14 protein-coding genes and 1 pseudogene are annotated in these 15024 nt (G+C 67.6%); 8 read left to right on the top strand and 7 right to left on the bottom strand.

The annotated features are described in order from the left end of the window. Window positions 1-79: 79 nt before the first annotated feature. The 3 genes from U1703_RS12120 to U1703_RS12110 all read left to right on the top strand — a co-directional run bounded on the left by U1703_RS12120 (window position 80) and on the right by U1703_RS12110 (window position 3210). Window positions 80-1741, top strand: a complete 1662-nt coding sequence (locus tag U1703_RS12120; protein ID WP_332785909.1) for a sensor histidine kinase — start codon at window positions 80-82, stop codon at window positions 1739-1741. Further along, window positions 1741-2346: a response regulator transcription factor gene (locus tag U1703_RS12115; RefSeq protein WP_332785908.1), complete on the top strand. Its 606-nt coding sequence runs from the start codon at window positions 1741-1743 to the stop codon at window positions 2344-2346. The genes U1703_RS12120 and U1703_RS12115 overlap by 1 nt, the downstream gene beginning before the upstream one ends. Window positions 2347-2430: 84 nt before the next feature. After that, on the top strand, window positions 2431-3210 hold the full coding sequence (locus tag U1703_RS12110) for a hypothetical protein (RefSeq protein WP_332785907.1): 780 nt from the start codon (window positions 2431-2433) through the stop codon (window positions 3208-3210). A gap of 487 nt (window positions 3211-3697) precedes the next feature. Here the strand turns inward: U1703_RS12110 and U1703_RS12105 are convergent, their stop codons facing one another. Continuing rightward, on the bottom strand, window positions 3698-6013 hold the full coding sequence (locus tag U1703_RS12105) for a DNA translocase FtsK (RefSeq protein WP_320453526.1): 2316 nt from the start codon (window positions 6011-6013) through the stop codon (window positions 3698-3700). A gap of 150 nt (window positions 6014-6163) precedes the next feature. On the opposite strand from U1703_RS12105, the gene U1703_RS12100 reads away from it, so the two are divergent. Continuing rightward, complete coding sequence (locus U1703_RS12100; protein WP_332785906.1) at window positions 6164-7378, top strand: UbiH/UbiF/VisC/COQ6 family ubiquinone biosynthesis hydroxylase; 1215 nt, start codon at window positions 6164-6166, stop codon at window positions 7376-7378. A 285-nt stretch (window positions 7379-7663) separates the two neighbouring features. Beyond that, on the top strand, window positions 7664-8146 hold the full coding sequence (locus U1703_RS12095) for an MAPEG family protein (protein ID WP_332785905.1): 483 nt from the start codon (window positions 7664-7666) through the stop codon (window positions 8144-8146). A 23-nt stretch (window positions 8147-8169) separates the two neighbouring features. On the opposite strand, the gene U1703_RS12090 is transcribed toward U1703_RS12095, so the two are convergent. The 4 genes from U1703_RS12090 to gltX form a co-directional block, all read right to left on the bottom strand. Then, a complete protein-coding gene (locus U1703_RS12090) occupies window positions 8170-8337 on the bottom strand; it encodes a Trm112 family protein (RefSeq protein ID WP_332785904.1) in 168 nt (55 codons plus the stop codon). Next, a complete protein-coding gene (locus tag U1703_RS12085; RefSeq protein ID WP_332785903.1) occupies window positions 8334-8939 on the bottom strand; it encodes an LON peptidase substrate-binding domain-containing protein in 606 nt (201 codons plus the stop codon). Before U1703_RS12085 ends, U1703_RS12090 begins: the two co-directional genes overlap by 4 nt. Window positions 8940-8945: 6 nt before the next feature. After that, window positions 8946-9842, bottom strand: coding sequence for a tetratricopeptide repeat protein (locus tag U1703_RS12080; protein WP_332786010.1), 897 nt, complete (start codon window positions 9840-9842; stop codon window positions 8946-8948). Between the two features lie 86 nt (window positions 9843-9928). Continuing rightward, on the bottom strand, window positions 9929-11254 hold the full coding sequence (gltX, locus tag U1703_RS12075) for a glutamate--tRNA ligase (RefSeq protein WP_332785902.1): 1326 nt from the start codon (window positions 11252-11254) through the stop codon (window positions 9929-9931). Window positions 11255-11350: 96 nt separating this feature from the next. Between gltX and U1703_RS12070 the strand changes: the two genes are divergently transcribed. Beyond that, complete coding sequence (locus tag U1703_RS12070) at window positions 11351-12286, top strand: ribose-phosphate pyrophosphokinase (RefSeq protein ID WP_042487036.1); 936 nt, start codon at window positions 11351-11353, stop codon at window positions 12284-12286. A 182-nt stretch (window positions 12287-12468) separates the two neighbouring features. On the opposite strand, the gene U1703_RS12065 is transcribed toward U1703_RS12070, so the two are convergent. Both U1703_RS12065 and U1703_RS12060 read right to left on the bottom strand, forming a co-directional pair. Continuing rightward, window positions 12469-12801 (bottom strand): pilus assembly protein PilZ, encoded by a 333-nt coding sequence (locus tag U1703_RS12065; protein ID WP_320453521.1) that lies wholly within the window; start codon window positions 12799-12801, stop codon window positions 12469-12471. 27 nt (window positions 12802-12828) lie between these two features. Next, window positions 12829-13377, bottom strand: coding sequence for a sterol desaturase family protein (locus tag U1703_RS12060; protein ID WP_332785901.1), 549 nt, complete (start codon window positions 13375-13377; stop codon window positions 12829-12831). A 177-nt stretch (window positions 13378-13554) separates the two neighbouring features. On the opposite strand from U1703_RS12060, the gene sucC reads away from it, so the two are divergent. Further along, window positions 13555-14754 (top strand): ADP-forming succinate--CoA ligase subunit beta, encoded by a 1200-nt coding sequence (gene sucC / locus U1703_RS12055; RefSeq protein ID WP_332785900.1) that lies wholly within the window; start codon window positions 13555-13557, stop codon window positions 14752-14754. A gap of 153 nt (window positions 14755-14907) precedes the next feature. After that, window positions 14908-15024 (top strand): annotated as a pseudogene (locus U1703_RS12050) (electron transfer flavoprotein subunit beta/FixA family protein); the annotation flags it as partial.

Genomic DNA, 15024 nt, shown 5'->3' with positions numbered 1-15024 from the left:
GCCGATGGGCTGTAACCACCGTCCATCCGGAAAATTCCCGGATGCCGCGATGGCCCCGACCGGTCCAGACAGCATGGCGATGACACCCTCCCTCCCCCTCGCCGCCGGTCGTGCCCGGTCGGCCATTCATGGGGAGGACCGCGCGCCGCGGCGGCGCTGGCGGCTGGACCGGGACGACTGGATCGCGCTGGCGCTCTACAGCCTGGCCTTTGCCGCGACCCACCGCTTTTCGCAGTTGTGGAGTGGTTCGGGTTTCTACTCGCTCTGGTTTCCGGCGGCCGGGGTCCGCTTGGCGCTGATGTGGCGGATGGGCGCGCGGCTGACGCCGGCGATCGCGGTGATCGAGATCGCGGACAATGTCGTCTTCGGTTTCGTGACGCTGACCTGGGCGGGTTGGGGCATGACGATCTGGGGGATTACGCGCCCGGTCCTGGCCTACGGCCTGACCGTCACCGGCATCCGCTATCTGGCGAGCCATCGGCTCGGCACGCTGCTGACTGCGCCGATGCCGTTCGGGCTGGCCGCGACGCTGGCGCCGTTGGCGGGGGCCGCGCTGGCGGTGCCACAGGCGCTTTACAATCCCGAGCTGACCGGTGTCACGAACAGTCACGAGGTGATCCTCTCGCTCTCCGCCTTCGTGGTCGGCGACCTGCTCGGCACGCTGTTCGTCGCGCCGCCGCTGCTATGGATCGCCGAGGCGCTGGTCGGGCGGACAGGCGGGGGCGGGTCGTATCGATGGCCCAACCCGCTTGCGCTGGTCGAGGCGGCGGGGGTGCTGGCGCTCGGTATGGGGCTGGCCTGGATGCTGGCGGAGGCCGGGCTGGGGATGCAGCCCGCGCCGGTGCTGGTTGCGGTCGCGTGGATCGGGCTGCGGTTCGGGCGGACCTTCGCCTGGCTCGCGCTGCTGGTCGTCGTCCTGCTCGTCCTGCCCGACACGGCGGGTGCTATGGATACGCCCGAGCGGTTGCAGCGCCACCTGGCGCTCGCCACCATCGTCGTCGCGGGGTATCTGGCGGGCAGTTTCGCCGATGCGCAGGCGGCGGCGCGTGCGACGCTGGAGCGGCGCGACCGGCTGCTCTTCCAGGCCGAGCGGCTGAAGACGTTGCGCGCCATGTCGGTGGCGGTGATCCACGAGATCAGCCAGCCGCTGTCGACCCTGGCGATCGAGGCGCGCCATTTGCACAAGCTGACCGCGACGCGCGACGACGCGATTGCCGAGGGAGCCGCGCTGATCGATCGCAAGGCGGATCACCTGGCCACGCTGATCCGGCGGCTGCGCCGCTTCGGCGGCCATGCCGAAGGCGGGCCGCAGCCGCTGGCGGTCGCCGTCCTGGTCGAGATGGTGGCGGCCATGGCGCGGGGCGAGGCGCGCGAGGCCGGGGTGGCGATGACCATCGCTCCGGTCGATCCCGCCTGGACCGTGACGGCGCATGAGGTCGAGCTGGCACAGGCGCTGATGAACCTCGTCCGCAATGCCATCCAGGCGGCACGCGAGCTGCCCGCCACCGCCTCGACCATCCCCGTCGCCCTGAGCGTCACGGTCGAGGGTGAGCGTGTCGTCATCCATGTCCGCAACCCCGCCGCCGCCGATCGCACCGGGCCCAAGGACGGCGGCATGGGCATCGGCACCCATGTCGCGCGCGCCATTGTCGAGGCGCATGGCGGCCATCTGACCCGGATGCGGGACACCGATGGCCTGGTCCACGCCACCCTATCGCTTCCCCTGATCGAGACACGCTGATGCCTTTTCGTCCCGCCCTTCCCGAACCCGCCGCGCCGGGCACCGTCCATGTGCTGGACGACGATGCCGACCTCGCCGCCTCGGTCGCGCGGATGCTGGCGCGACACGGATTCGTCGCGCGTGCCTTTGACGATCCCGCCGCCCTGCTCGCCGCCTATCCGCACGCCGCCGCGCACGCCGTGGTCACCGATGTGATGATGGGCGACTGGCATGGCTTCGGCTTTGCCGAGCGGCTGCGGACGCTCGACCACCATGTCGCGATCCTGTTCATGACCGCCTGGCCGAGCGCGGCCCATGCGGTGGACGCGGTGCGGCGGCATGGCGGCATCGACTATCTCGACAAGCCGATCGACGAGGACCGGCTCTGCGCCTCGCTGCGCGAAGGGATCGCGTGGTCCGGTGCCGCGCGCGCCGCCGCCGCCCGGCTGGGCGACCTGTCCCCGCGCGAGCGACAGGTGTTCGACCTGATGGTCCAGGGGCATGGCAACAAGGCGATGGCGACGCTGCTCGGCCTTTCGACCAAGACGATCGAGGATCACCGTGCCGCGGTGTTCCACAAGACCCAGACGCAGAGCGTGGCGCAGCTGATCGCCCTGTCCCGCTAACCTCGGGCGGGGGTTCGGGGCGAGAGGGAGCCCGGGCGGCGGGCAATGCGTTGATCGCCGTCAGCCCTGTCGGAGATTCGCCCCGTGAAACCGCTTGCCGCCCTTCTGCTCGGTCCCCTGATCCTGCCACTGGCCGCCTGCGGTGGCGGCGACGGCCGTGATGGTGAAGCACCGCGCAACATCGCGGCGAACGTTCCGGCTTCGACCCGGGAAGCGGACGCCGTCGTGCCCGACACGGCACCGAACGCATCGCTGCCCGCGCCGATCAAGCGGTCCGCCCCGACCGACGCGGATGCCGTGCTGTCCTGCGCGGCGGAGCGCGGCCAGGCGGCGGCGCAGCGGTTGGTGAAGATCTGCACCTCGGTATCCCCCGCCACCCATCCGCCATGCAATGCCGTGAACAGCTGCGCGATCATCGAGGACGAGATCGCCCGAAGCTGCGCCCTGATCGGTGACGATGCCGCGAACATCCCGGGTTGCGCGGTCGATCCCCGGAGCAATGCGGCGGCCGCCGCCGTGGTGCGCCGCTATTACTCGGCGATCAACGCGCATGACTACAGCACCGCCTGGACCCAATGGGGCCCCGACGGCCGCCCCGGCCAGCGCTTCGCCGATTTCCAGAAGGGGTTTGCCGACACCCGTGCGACCCGCGTGACGATCGGAACCCTGCCGCCCAGCGAAGGCGCGGCGGGATCGACCTATGCGACGATCCCCGTGACCGTGGATGCGCAGCTGAACGACGGGCGGCAACAGCGCTTCGTCGGCCAATATGTCGTGCGCCGGGTCAACGACGTACCCGGTGCCAGCGCCGAGCAACGGCGGTGGCACATCGATTCGGCGACGTTGAAGCCGGCCAAGGGGTAGGTTCAATGGTTTGGCACGGCTGCAGGGCGTGCACTTCGACTTCGCTCAGTGCGAACGGGTTTTGGAGTTAGGCGCGACCCGATTAGGCCCAATTCATCCCCACCCAACCAGAGTTTGATCCACCTGCCCTGAACTGTTACCTGACCACCCCGGCGAAGGCCGGGGTCCAGTTGCGGAGGCCTCAGCGATGAAGCGCACCGGATCATCACAACCCCATCCCTAACTGGACCCCGGCCTCCGCCGGGGTGATGCTTCGGCTTTGGCTGGATCAAGCTCCAAACCTCCGTTCCGCCTGAGCGAAGTCGAAGGCCACGGAACGAACGTGGTCAAAGGGGATGCTCCGATGCGCGCCCCCCTCGGTGTAGAAGATCAGGAGCGGCCCTCCCGAACCGCCCCGCCCCGGGGGGCCGCGTTCACCCTTGGCCTTCGACTTCGTTCAGGCTGAACGGAGGGTGGGGGCACTCCCCCTCAGATCACACCGCACCGCTTAAATCGGATGCCCCTCGGTATCGCGCAGCACTTCGCGCCGCCCGACATGGTCGGGCCGTCCGACGATGCCGTCCGTCTCCATCCGCTCGATCAGCCGCGCCGCCGAATTGTACCCGATGCGCAACTGCCGCTGGAGCCAGGAGGTCGAGGCCTTCTGGCTCTCGCACACCAGCTGGATCGCGGCGCGATATTGCTGGTCCTCGGCGGTGTCCTCGCCGGTCGGTGCGCCGTCGAGCGCGAAGCTCTCGGCCGGTTCCTCGGTGACCGACGAGATGTAATCGGGCTGCCCCTGCGCGCGCCAGTGATCGGCGACGCGGTGCACCTCGTCGTCCGAGACGAAGGGACCGTGGACGCGCACGATGCCCTTGCCGCCGGGCATGTAGAGCATGTCGCCGCGTCCCAGCAGCTGTTCGGCCCCCTGCTCGCCCAGGATGGTGCGGCTGTCGATCTTCGAGGTCACATGGAAGCTGATACGGGTCGGCAGGTTGGCCTTGATGACGCCGGTGATGACGTCCACCGACGGGCGCTGCGTCGCCATGATCAGGTGGATGCCCGCCGCGCGTGCCTTCTGCGCCAGGCGCTGGATCAGGAATTCGACCTCCTTGCCCGCCGTCATCATCAGGTCGGCCAGCTCGTCGACGATCACCACGATCTGCGGCAGCGGCTCGTATTCGAGCTTTTCCTCCTCATAGACCGGCTGGCCGGTCTCGGGGTGATAGCCGGTCTGGACCTTGCGACCCAGGGGCTGGCCCTTGGCCTTGGCTGCGCGCACCTTGTCGTTGAAGCTGGCGAGGCTGCGCACGCCGACCGAGGACATTTGGCGATAGCGGTCCTCCATCGTCTCGACCGCCCATTTCAGCGCGCGGACCGCCTTGGCCGGGTCGGTCACGACCGGCGAGAGCAGATGCGGTATGTCGTCATACATCGACAATTCCAGCATCTTGGGGTCGATCATGATCATCCGGCACTGCTCGGGCGTCAGGCGATAGAGCAGCGACAGGATCATGCCGTTGAGGCCGACCGACTTGCCCGAACCCGTCGTACCTGCGACCAGCAGGTGGGGCATGGGTGCCAGGTCGGCGACCACCGAGTCGCCCGCGATATTCTTGCCCAGGATGATCGGCAACTGCGCGGCCTGGTCGGCAAAGCTCTGCGAGGCGACCAGTTCGTGCAGCGACACCATCTCGCGCTTGGCGTTGGGCAGCTCGATGCCGATCACGTTGCGCCCCGGAATCACCGCGACGCGCGCTGAGATGGCGGACATGTTGCGCGCGATATCGTCGGCCAGCGCGATGACGCGGTTGGCCTTGATGCCGGGTGCGGGCTCCAGTTCGTACATGGTGACGACCGGGCCGGGGCGCACCTCGACGATCGCGCCCTGGACGCGGAAATCGTCGAGGACGTTCTCCAGCAGGCGGGCATTGCGCTCCAGCGCCGCCTTGTCGATCGTGCCCGCCGGAGACGGCGGCGCGGGCGTCAGCAGGTCGAGGCCGGGCAGCTGGTACGGCGCGTCGCGGTCCGCCGCCGTCTTGGGCTTGGCGGGGGCGGGCGCGACCTGGCGGTCGGCGATGACGGGGGCGGGGCGATCCTCGCGCACCGGCACCGCCTTGCGCGCCAGGGTCAGCGGTTCCTCGTCCTCCTCGTCTTCGTCATAGAGCGCCTCGTCCTCATCGTCCCAGGGCAGCGCCTCGCCATCCTCGCTCACCGCACGGCGGCGGCGTAGCCGCGCGAGACCGCGCTCGGCCAGGTCGAGTTCCAGGCTGCGTCCCCAGATCAGCGCACCGCCCAGCCCGAAGGCCAGGCCGATCGCCACCGATCCCCAGGTGACGACCGCCGCCTGTCCGGTGAAGCCCAGCGCCCAGTCGACCAGGCTGGCGACCGACAGGCCGATCACCCCGCCCCATCCCGCAGGCAGGGCCAGCACCGCCGAGTCGGACACGAAGGACAGGGCGCACGCCATCAGGGCCACGCCAATCACCGCCTGGCGCAGCATCCTGACCCAGTGGCCCGCCGGACGATCACGCCACAGCCGGGTCGCGATGATCGGTCCGACCGGCAGGATCAGCGCGACGGCGGGCCCGAACAGGGTCAGCGCGATGTCCGCGATCCACGCGCCGGGATGCCCCATCCAGTTGGCGGGCACCGCACCCGAGGCGGTGTTGAGCGCCGGGTCGCTCGCCCGGTAGCTGGCCAGCGCCAGCACCAGCATCAGCGTCACGCCGAACAGGATAAGCGCGGCGACCAGCGCACCGCTGCGCACCGCCCCCGCCTTCACCGTCTCGCGCCATAGAACCGGCTGCGCGCGGCTGGCCATGGGTGTTGTCCTTCAGAAAATGTCCGAAAATACGGGAAAAATCCCGGAAAAATTATCGTCTCTGGCGGTTCCCACGTCAAGGCGCGGCGACCCCCTCTATTATCGGGTCGCGCATTGTTTGGCGGATCGTGAAGGTCTAGGAGCATGGGCATGGATAGCGACGTCATCATCCTCGGCGGTGGCCTGGTCGGGGCCACTCTGGGTGTCGGTCTGGCCGCGCATGGCCTGTCTTCGATCATCGTCGATCCCGCCGATCCGGCGGTCACGCTGGCCCCGGGTTTCGACGGGCGCGCCTCGGCGGTCGCATCGGCGAGCTGGCGGATGCTGGACGCGATCGGCATCGGCGCGAAACTGGCGGGCAAGGGCTGCGAGATCCGGCATATCCGGGTCAGCGACGGGCTGGAGCCGGGCGCGCTCGACTTCATCCCCGATGCCGATGACGGCGCGCTGGGCACGATGTTCGAGAACAAGTTGCTGCGCCGCGCGATCAACGAGGCGGCGATCGAGGCCGAGCTGGTGGACCTGCGCATGCAGACCCGCGCCACCTCGGTCGAGCGCGGTCCGGCGGGGGTCACCGCGACGCTCAGCGACGGCACCACGGTACGCGCCCCCCTGCTGGTCGCCGCCGAGGGTCGCCAGTCGCCGACGCGCGAGGCGGCGGGGATCAAGGTCGCGCGTTGGAATTACGACCACAAGGCGATCATCAGCGCCTTCCACCACGAGGTCGCCCACGAGAATATCGCCTTCGAGATTTTCTATCCCAGCGGCCCCTTCGCCCTCCTGCCGCTGCCCGATGACGAGATCGGGCACCGCTCGGCGATCGTCTGGTCGGTGCCGGGGCGTGACGGCGATGCGATGCTGAAGCTGTCCGACCGCGCCTTCCTGGTCGAGGCGGAGAAGAGCATGGGCGGGTTCCTGGGCACGCTGTCCCATGCCGCCCCGCGCTCTGCCTATCCGCTGGGCTTCCACCGGGCCGCGACGATGACCGGCGAACGGCTGGTGCTGGTCGGCGACTCGGCGCACGGTATCCACCCGATCGCGGGCCAGGGCGTGAACCTGGGCTACCGCGACGTCGCCGCGCTGGTGGAGGTGCTGGTCGAGGGCAAGCGCACCGGCATGGACTTGGGCGATGCCGCGCTGCTCCAGCGATATCAGCAGTGGCGCGGGCTCGACACGCTGATGGTGTCGGTGGCGACCGACAGCTTCAACCGCATCTTCAGCGTGCCCGGCAAGACCGCCAGCGCGGTCCGGCGGCTGGGCATCACCGCGATCAACCATATCCCGCCGCTGAAGAACCGCTTCATGGCCGAGGCGCGCGGCGAAACCGGCGATTTGCCGCGCCTGTTGCAGGGCGTGATGGTTTAGTTCGGAGGGGCTGGTCCATAGAGTACCGTTCCCTCCCCCTCCCCTCCCGCCTGCGGGAGGGGCGTGCCTGGAGGCGCGCGCAGGGCCAACCAAAGACGCCCCCCTCCCGCAAGTGGGAGGGAATGGGGGTGGGTACGCCCCAAGCGACCCGCTTGAAATGATGCCAAACGGGATCCCAAATCCCGTTTTGACGTTTCACAAATCATGACCCCTGGGCCTGATCACCCCACTCGTTCCGTCCGAACCCCGATCCGCGACCGCCGCCAACGCGGCGTAGCGCGTGGCATGGCCGCCGCATTGGTGGTTGTGATGCTGACCCTGCTGGTCGGATGGGGCATCGGGCATCCGCTGTCCCCGACCGACCGGGTCCTGCGTGCGGTGGCGGCCTCGACCGTCGCCGCGCTCTGGCTGGCGGCGGCGATCGGTCATGTCGCGGCGCTGCGGTTCGAATCACCCGCCGACATCGACGCGGCGGCGGATGGCAGCCCCGATTCACCGCATATCGCCATCGCGCAGGCGGTGTTGCGCAACACGCTGGAGCAGGTGGTGCTGGCCATCCCCGCCTATCTGGGGCTCGCCTGGGTGGTCGAGGGGTCGAGCGCGCTGATCCCGCTGCTGGCGGCGCTGTTCTCGGTGGGGCGGACGCTGTTCTGGGCCAATTACGCACGCGGCGCGGTGGCGCGGGCGTTCGGCTTTGCGCTGGGCTTTTATTCCAGCGTGGCGGCGCTGGTCATCGTGCTGGTAGCTCTGGTCGGGCGGCTGATCTGATCCTCCTCGTGCCGGAGAGGATTTTAAAGCTCCCGCGCTTCCTCCACCAGCATCACCGGCACGCCGTCGCGGATCGGATAGGCGAGGCCCGCCGCCTCCGACACCAGCTCCTGGGCGGCCTCGTCATAGCGCAGCCGCGTGCGCGTCACCGGGCACACCAGCCGTTCGAGCAGCCACGGGTCCAGGCTCATTGCAGCGTCACCCGATCCTCGCCGTCATGGCGACCGAAGAATTGCATCAGCTGGATGATCAGTTCGGCACGCTGTTCCAGGTCCACCGCCTCGAGCAGCGCCTGCTTCGCCGCCACGTCGAACGGCGCGATCTGGGCGATGCCGTTGACCAGGCTCTCGTCATCCAGTCGCCCGACCGCGTCCCAGTCGACCGCATAACCCTGAAGCTCGGCGAAGCGGCGCGATTCCTGTTCCAGCGACGCCCGGCGTCCGAGCGACAGCAGATCCTCATCGATCACCGGCAACAGCTCGGCCTCGACCTGGCGGAACGGCGTCGCCACTTCCAGCTCGCGGATGATGCGGAACAGCGAGACACCTTCCAGCACCAGATTATAGCGGCCGTCCTCCATCGCCTCGACCTCGGCGATGCGGCCGACACAGCCCATCTGGTAGAGGCTGGGCGTATCGCCCTCGCCCGAGGGCTGGACCATGCCGATCCGCCGGTCGCGCGCCATCGCGTCGGACACCAGCGCCCGGTAGCGCGGCTCGAAGATGTGCAGCGGCATCGGCATCCCCGGAAAGAGGATCGCGCCCGCCAGCGGAAAGATCGAGAGCCGCGCCACCTCGCCTTACCCGAACAATATGGCGGACAAGCGCCGCCGCTGCTGCGAGACCCAGGGATCGGTCATGCCGACCACCTCGAACAGCTTCAAAAGCTGCTGGCGCGCGGCATCCTCGTTCCAGGCGCGATCCGCCGCCACGATGTGGAGCAGATTGTCCGCCGCCCCGTCGCGGTCGCCCGCCGCCATCTGCGCATTGGCGAGGGCAAAACGCTTTTCGTGATCGTCGGGGTTGGCCGCGATTTCGTCGGCAAGCCCCGCATAGTCCGCCGCCGGGGGAGCCGAGCGCGCCAGCGACACGGTCGCGATCGCACGGTGGATGGCGGGATCATTGGCGAGCCCCTCGGGCAAAGCCTCGGTCGCGGCTTCGGCTTCCTCGATGCGGCCCGCACCCAGCAACGCACGGATATGCCCCGACAGCACGGCGGGATGATCGGGCGCCATCTCGAGCAGCTGCTGGAAGATGGACAGCGCCCGCTCGGCGTCGCCCGCGTCCAACACTTCCTCGCCCATCGCGATCAGCGGTTCCAGCTCGGCCGCCGCGTCCGCCGCCTCCGACTGGATCGGCAACTGCTTGAGCAACTGGTCGAGCATGGTGCGCAGCGCGCTGTCGGTCCGCGCGCTGGTCAGGTCGGCGACCAGCTGGCCCTGGAACATCGCATAGACGGTCGGGATCGAGCGAATCTGGAATTGGTTGGCGATGAACTGGTTCTTGTCGGTGTCGATCTTGGCCAGCACGACGCCCTTGTCGGCATAGGCCTCGGCGACCTTCTCCAGCGTCGGGCCCAGTGCCTTGCACGGGCCGCACCATTCCGCCCAGAAATCCAGGATGACCAGCTTGGTCATCGACGGCTCGACGACATCGCGGCGGAAGGCGGTGACGGCTTCCTTGTCGGCGGGCGACATTCCCAACGTGGCCAAAAGACGCTCCTTTACGTGTTGCCCGCCTTATGTGGGCGAGGCGGTGCGGTAATGAAAGGCCGTACGGTAAATCAGGCGGACAGCCGCGCGATCGTCCGATTCCGCCCGATCAGCGGCAGCAGCGCGGCCATGTCCGGCCCCTGCGCCCGGCCGGTCAGCGCGAGTCGCAGCGGCAGGAACAGCGTCTTGCCCTTGCGTCCCGTCGCGTCCTTCAAAGCGGCGGTCAGCGTAGCCCAGGGATCGTTCGACCAGTCGATGGCAGCCGCCACCTCGGCGGCCTGGGCCAGATAGGCGCGGTCGTCCTCGGCCGGCGCGGGCGCGTCGACCGGCCCCTCGATCACCTGCCACCAGTCGGCGGCCTCCGCCACCGTGTTGAGGTTGGGGCGCACCGCTTCCCACTCCGCCTCGCCCATGCCGGTCGGCAGGCGGTCGGCAACCGCCTCGAACGGTGTCTGGTGGAGGATGCGCGCGTTCAGCTGCGCCAGTTCCGCCTCGTCGAAGCGCGCAGGCGCACGGCCGAAGCGCGTGAAATCGAATCCGGCGATCAGCGGCGCCATGTCGGCGACCGGCTCGACCGGATCGCTGGTGCCGATCCGCGCCAGCAGCGCGCGCACCGCCTGCGGTTCGATCCCGATCTCACGGAAGTGATCGACACCCAGCGAGCCGAGTCGCTTGGACAGCTTGCCCTCATTGCCGGTCAGCAGCGCGGCATGGGCGAATCGCGGCAATTCCGCGCCCAGCGCCTGGAACATCTGAATCTGCAAGGCGGTGTTGGACACGTGATCCTCGCCGCGCACCACCTGGGTCACGCCCATGTCGATATCGTCGATCACCGAGGGCAGCATGTAGAGCCATGTCCCGTCGGCGCGGCGGATGACGGGATCGCTCATCGTCGCGGGGTCGAAACGCTGGGGGCCGCGTACCGCATCGTTCCATTCGATGGGCGCACCATGGTCCAGCTTGAACCGCCAGTGCGGGCGGGTGCCCTCACCTTCCAGCTTGGCGCGATCGTCCTCGGTCAAGGCCAATGCCGACCGGTCATAAACGGGGGGAAGCCCGCGCCCGAGCTGGATCTTGCGCTTCAGATCGAGTTCCTGCGCGCTCTCATAGGCCGGATAGACATGGCCGCCCGCCACCAGTTCGGCAAAGCGCGACTCGTAGAGCGCGAAACGCTGCGACTGGCGCACCTCGCTATCCGGGATCAGGCCCAGCCAGGCCAGATCCGCCCGGATCGCATCGACATGGCGTTCCTCGCTGCGCTCGGCATCGGTGTCGTCGATGCGCAGCAGGAAACGGCCGCCGGTGCTGTGCGCGTACATCCAGTTGTGCAGCGCGGTGCGGATATTGCCGACATGCAGCCGCCCGGTGGGCGAAGGAGCGAAACGGGTCACGGTCATGCCCGCCGCCATAATCGGGGAATCACCTTTGCGCTATTGTGACAGCGCGATTAAAGGGGCCGCGACTAGGGACTGTCTGCGGGGACGGGATACAGCATGAAATTGATGACCGGCAATTCGAACCTGCCGCTGGCGAAGGCGATCTCCTCCTATCTGGAGGTGCCGCTGACCGAGGCGCTGGTACGCCGCTTCGCCGACGAGGAGATCTTCGTCGAGATTCAGGAGAATGTGCGCGGCGAGGACGTGTTCGTGATCCAGTCGACCGGCTATCCGGTCAACGACAACCTCATGGAATTGCTGATCATGATCGACGCGCTGAAGCGTGCGTCGGCCAGCCGCATCACCGCGGTGATCCCCTATTTCGGCTATGCGCGCCAGGACCGGAAGCCCGGTCCGCGCACGCCGATCTCGGCCAAGCTGGTGGCGAACCTGATTACCGTCGCGGGTGCCGACCGCGTCCTGTCGGTCGACCTGCACGCCGGGCAGATCCAGGGATTCTTCGATATCCCGACCGACAATCTGTATGCCGCGCCGGTCATGTCGGCGGACATCCTGGCGCGGTTCAAGAACGACAACCTCATGGTCGTGTCGCCCGACGTCGGCGGCGTGGTCCGCGCGCGCCAGCTCGCCAAGCGGCTGAACAACGCGCCGCTCGCCATCGTCGACAAGCGTCGCGAGCGTGCGGGCGAGTCGGAGGTGATGAACATCATCGGCGACGTCGAGGGACGCTTCTGCATCCTGATCGACGATATCGTCGACTCGGCGGGAACGCTGTGCAACGCGGCCGCCGCGCTGCGCCAGGCCGGGGCGGAGGATGTCGTCGCCTATGTCACCCACGGCGTGCTGTCGGGCGGCGCCGTGGCGCGAGTCGATGGTTCGGAACTGCGCGAACTGGTGATCACCGACTCGATCGGCAATCACGAGTCGATCAACACGACGGGCAAGATCCGCCACCTGCCCATCGCCCCGCTGCTGGGCGAGGCGATCAAGCGCATTGCGGACGAAACGAGCGTGTCGAGCCTGTTCGACTGATTGTGGGGTAAGCTGGCCACGAGCGTCTGACTCGTGGCCTAGCCCCCACCCCAAACCCCTCCCCCCTGCCGGGAGGAGGGGCTCAAAAGGCGCAAGCGGATCGAACGGGGCACGCCCCTCCCGCAGGCGGGAGGGGATGGGGGAGGGCTTTACCTCCCGCAAAAACGCCTGAAGCCTATGCCTCAGCGATTCCCCAGGCTGATGATGTGCTCGAACACCGCCGGGTGGAGCGGCTTCGAAAAGGCACAGCCATATTTGAAGCGGTCACGCCAGGCGATCACCGCCTCGAGCGGCGCAAGACCGGGTACGGTCAGCCAGACGATCGTGCCGGGCCATAGCGTGAAGCCGGTTTCGGCGCGAAACCCCTCGGGCGACAGGTCGACCACGTCGATCTCGAAGCGGGTCTGCCCCTTGTCGCGCAGATGCGCGCGCATCCGCACGGCATGCCGCAGCGAGCGGCGGAGGTCCTGGCCGGCGATCGGCTCAAATGGCGGTGTGAAGACCGGGTTATCCATAGCGCCCCCTCCATAAGGGAAAGAAGGTTACTTTTCCGCCAACGCCTCATGATCCTGACGCGCTCCCACCGGGCGGCGGACTCCGGCATGGGCGCGACGCTTCAACTCGGCTTTCAGCTCCTCGGGCCTGGGGGCGATCAGAAAGCCGAAGCTGACCGTCCCCTTCTTCGTCTCGACGACGTGATGCAGCCGGTGCGCCTGGATGATCCGCTTCATATAATCGGACTTGGGCAGATATCGGCTGGGCAGTCGCTTGTGGACGATAACGTCGTGAAAGCCGAAATAGATCGCTCCGTAAGCGGCGATTCCCGCGCCGATCCAGACAAATCCGCTCCACCAGCCCAGTTGCGCGCCGCCCAGGAGCATCACGAACGAGGGCACCGCGAAGATCGCGGCGTAGAGGTCGTTCCATTCCCAGTTGCCGGTGCGTGGCCGATGGTGGCTTTCATGCAGGAACCAGCCGGGGCCGTGCATGATCCAGCGATGCGCCGCATAGGCGAATCCCTCCATGAAGATCACGGTGCCGACAAACAGGAGAATACCGAAGGTCCAGTGCATCGCACCGATATAGCGCATCTGCGGCCGATTTGCGCGTATTTCCCTTCATCGTGCTGATCGAACGACTCGCAGCACAGTCAAACGCACCTGCGATGCATTTGCAATAACGCCGTTTCGGGGTGGATTTGTGTGCCAGCCTGTGCTTTAGCCACACCCAATTTCCCTAGAACCACCCGAGAGGCGGAAGGCTAGCGCATGAACATCCACGAGTATCAGGCCAAGGAATTGCTCGCCAAGTTTGGCGTGCCCGTCCCCGCCGGCTTCGCCGCGATGACCGTCGAGGAAGCCGTCGAGGCATCGTCCAAGCTCCCCGGACCGCTCTACGTCGTCAAGGCGCAGATCCATGCGGGCGGCCGTGGCAAGGGCAAGTTCAAGGAACTCGGCCCCGACGCCAAGGGCGGTGTCCGCCTGGCCAAGACCGCCGACGAAGTGCGCGCCGCCGCCACCGACATGCTGGGCAACACGCTGGTCACCATCCAGACCGGCGATGCGGGCAAGCAGGTCAACCGCCTGTACGTGACCGACGGCGTCGACATCGCGAAGGAATTCTACCTCGCGCTGCTCGTCAACCGCGCGACCGGCCGCGTCTCGATGGTCGCCTCGACCGAGGGCGGCATGGACATCGAGACCGTGGCGCATGACACGCCCGAGAAGATCCACTCGATCGACATCGACACCGCGACCGGCTTCATGCCGCATCACGGCCGCGCCGTCGCCGCCGCGCTGGAACTGACCGGCGACCTCGCCAAGCAGGCCGCGAATGTCGCGTCGAAGCTGTACGCCGCGTTCCTGGGCACCGATGCCGAGCAGATCGAGATCAACCCGCTCGCCGTCACCGAGGACGGCAAGCTGATGGTGCTCGACGCCAAGGTCGGCTTCGACGGCAACGCCATGTTCCGTCACAAGGACCTGATGGAACTGCGCGACACCACCGAAGAAGACGCGATGGAGCTGGAGGCGTCGAAGTACGACCTGGCGTACATCAAGCTCGACGGTGACATCGGCTGCATGGTCAACGGCGCGGGCCTCGCCATGGCGACGATGGACATCATCAAGCTGAACGGCATGTTCCCGGCCAACTTCCTCGACGTCGGCGGCGGCGCGAACAAGGTGAAGGTCACCGCGGCGTTCAAGATCATCCTGAGCGATCCGGCGGTGAAGGGCATCCTGGTCAACATCTTCGGCGGCATCATGCGTTGCGACATCATCGCCGACGGCATCGTCGCGGCGGCGAAGGAAGTGAACCTGCAGGTTCCGCTGGTCGTCCGCCTCGAGGGTACGAATGTCGAGAAGGGCAAGGAAATCCTCGCCAATTCGGGTCTCGCCATCGTCCCCGCCAACGATCTGGGCGACGCCGCCAAGAAGATCGTCGCCGAGGTGCAGAAGGTCGCCTAAAGCGCACCTTCGGCCCTGACGGACCGATTTGAAGGGGCTCGGGCGGAAACGTCCGGGCCCCTTTCTCGTTGGTCCGGCTGAATGCTTGCGATGCACTCGCAAGGCCGCTTAAGACGGCGGCATGACAGGCCATGAGGCTGGGAAGGAATCGCGATGAAGATCGTCGTGCCCGTGAAGCGGGTGTTGGACTATAACGTAAAGCCGCGCGTGAAGGCGGACGGAACGGGCGTCGATCTGGCGAACGTGAAGATGTCGATGAACCCGTTCGAC

This window comes from Sphingomonas flavida (genome assembly GCF_036663655.1).
GTDB lineage: Bacteria > Pseudomonadota > Alphaproteobacteria > Sphingomonadales > Sphingomonadaceae > Sphingomonas.
The sequence above is the reverse complement of the archived record's forward strand: the minus strand, read 5'-3'. Positions and strand labels throughout refer to the sequence as shown.

Bases quoted from the DNA above. Each gene is read 5' to 3' on its own strand.
- U1703_RS12120 (WP_332785909.1), top strand. From the start codon at position 80: ATGACACCCTCCCTCCCCCTCGCCGCCGGTCGTGCCCGGTCGGCCATT.
- U1703_RS12115 (WP_332785908.1), top strand. From the start codon at position 1,741: ATGCCTTTTCGTCCCGCCCTTCCCGAACCCGCCGCGCCGGGCACCGTC.
- U1703_RS12105 (WP_320453526.1), bottom strand. From the start codon at position 6,013: ATGGCCAGCCGCGCGCAGCCGGTTCTATGGCGCGAGACGGTGAAGGCG.
- U1703_RS12100 (WP_332785906.1), top strand. From the start codon at position 6,164: ATGGATAGCGACGTCATCATCCTCGGCGGTGGCCTGGTCGGGGCCACT.
- U1703_RS12095 (WP_332785905.1), top strand. From the start codon at position 7,664: ATGGCCGCCGCATTGGTGGTTGTGATGCTGACCCTGCTGGTCGGATGG.
- U1703_RS12090 (WP_332785904.1), bottom strand. From the start codon at position 8,337: ATGAGCCTGGACCCGTGGCTGCTCGAACGGCTGGTGTGCCCGGTGACG.
- U1703_RS12080 (WP_332786010.1), bottom strand. From the start codon at position 9,842: ATGTCGCCCGCCGACAAGGAAGCCGTCACCGCCTTCCGCCGCGATGTC.
- gltX (WP_332785902.1), bottom strand. From the start codon at position 11,254: ATGACCGTGACCCGTTTCGCTCCTTCGCCCACCGGGCGGCTGCATGTC.
- U1703_RS12070 (WP_042487036.1), top strand. From the start codon at position 11,351: ATGAAATTGATGACCGGCAATTCGAACCTGCCGCTGGCGAAGGCGATC.
- U1703_RS12065 (WP_320453521.1), bottom strand. From the start codon at position 12,801: ATGGATAACCCGGTCTTCACACCGCCATTTGAGCCGATCGCCGGCCAG.
- U1703_RS12060 (WP_332785901.1), bottom strand. From the start codon at position 13,377: ATGCGCTATATCGGTGCGATGCACTGGACCTTCGGTATTCTCCTGTTT.
- sucC (WP_332785900.1), top strand. From the start codon at position 13,555: ATGAACATCCACGAGTATCAGGCCAAGGAATTGCTCGCCAAGTTTGGC.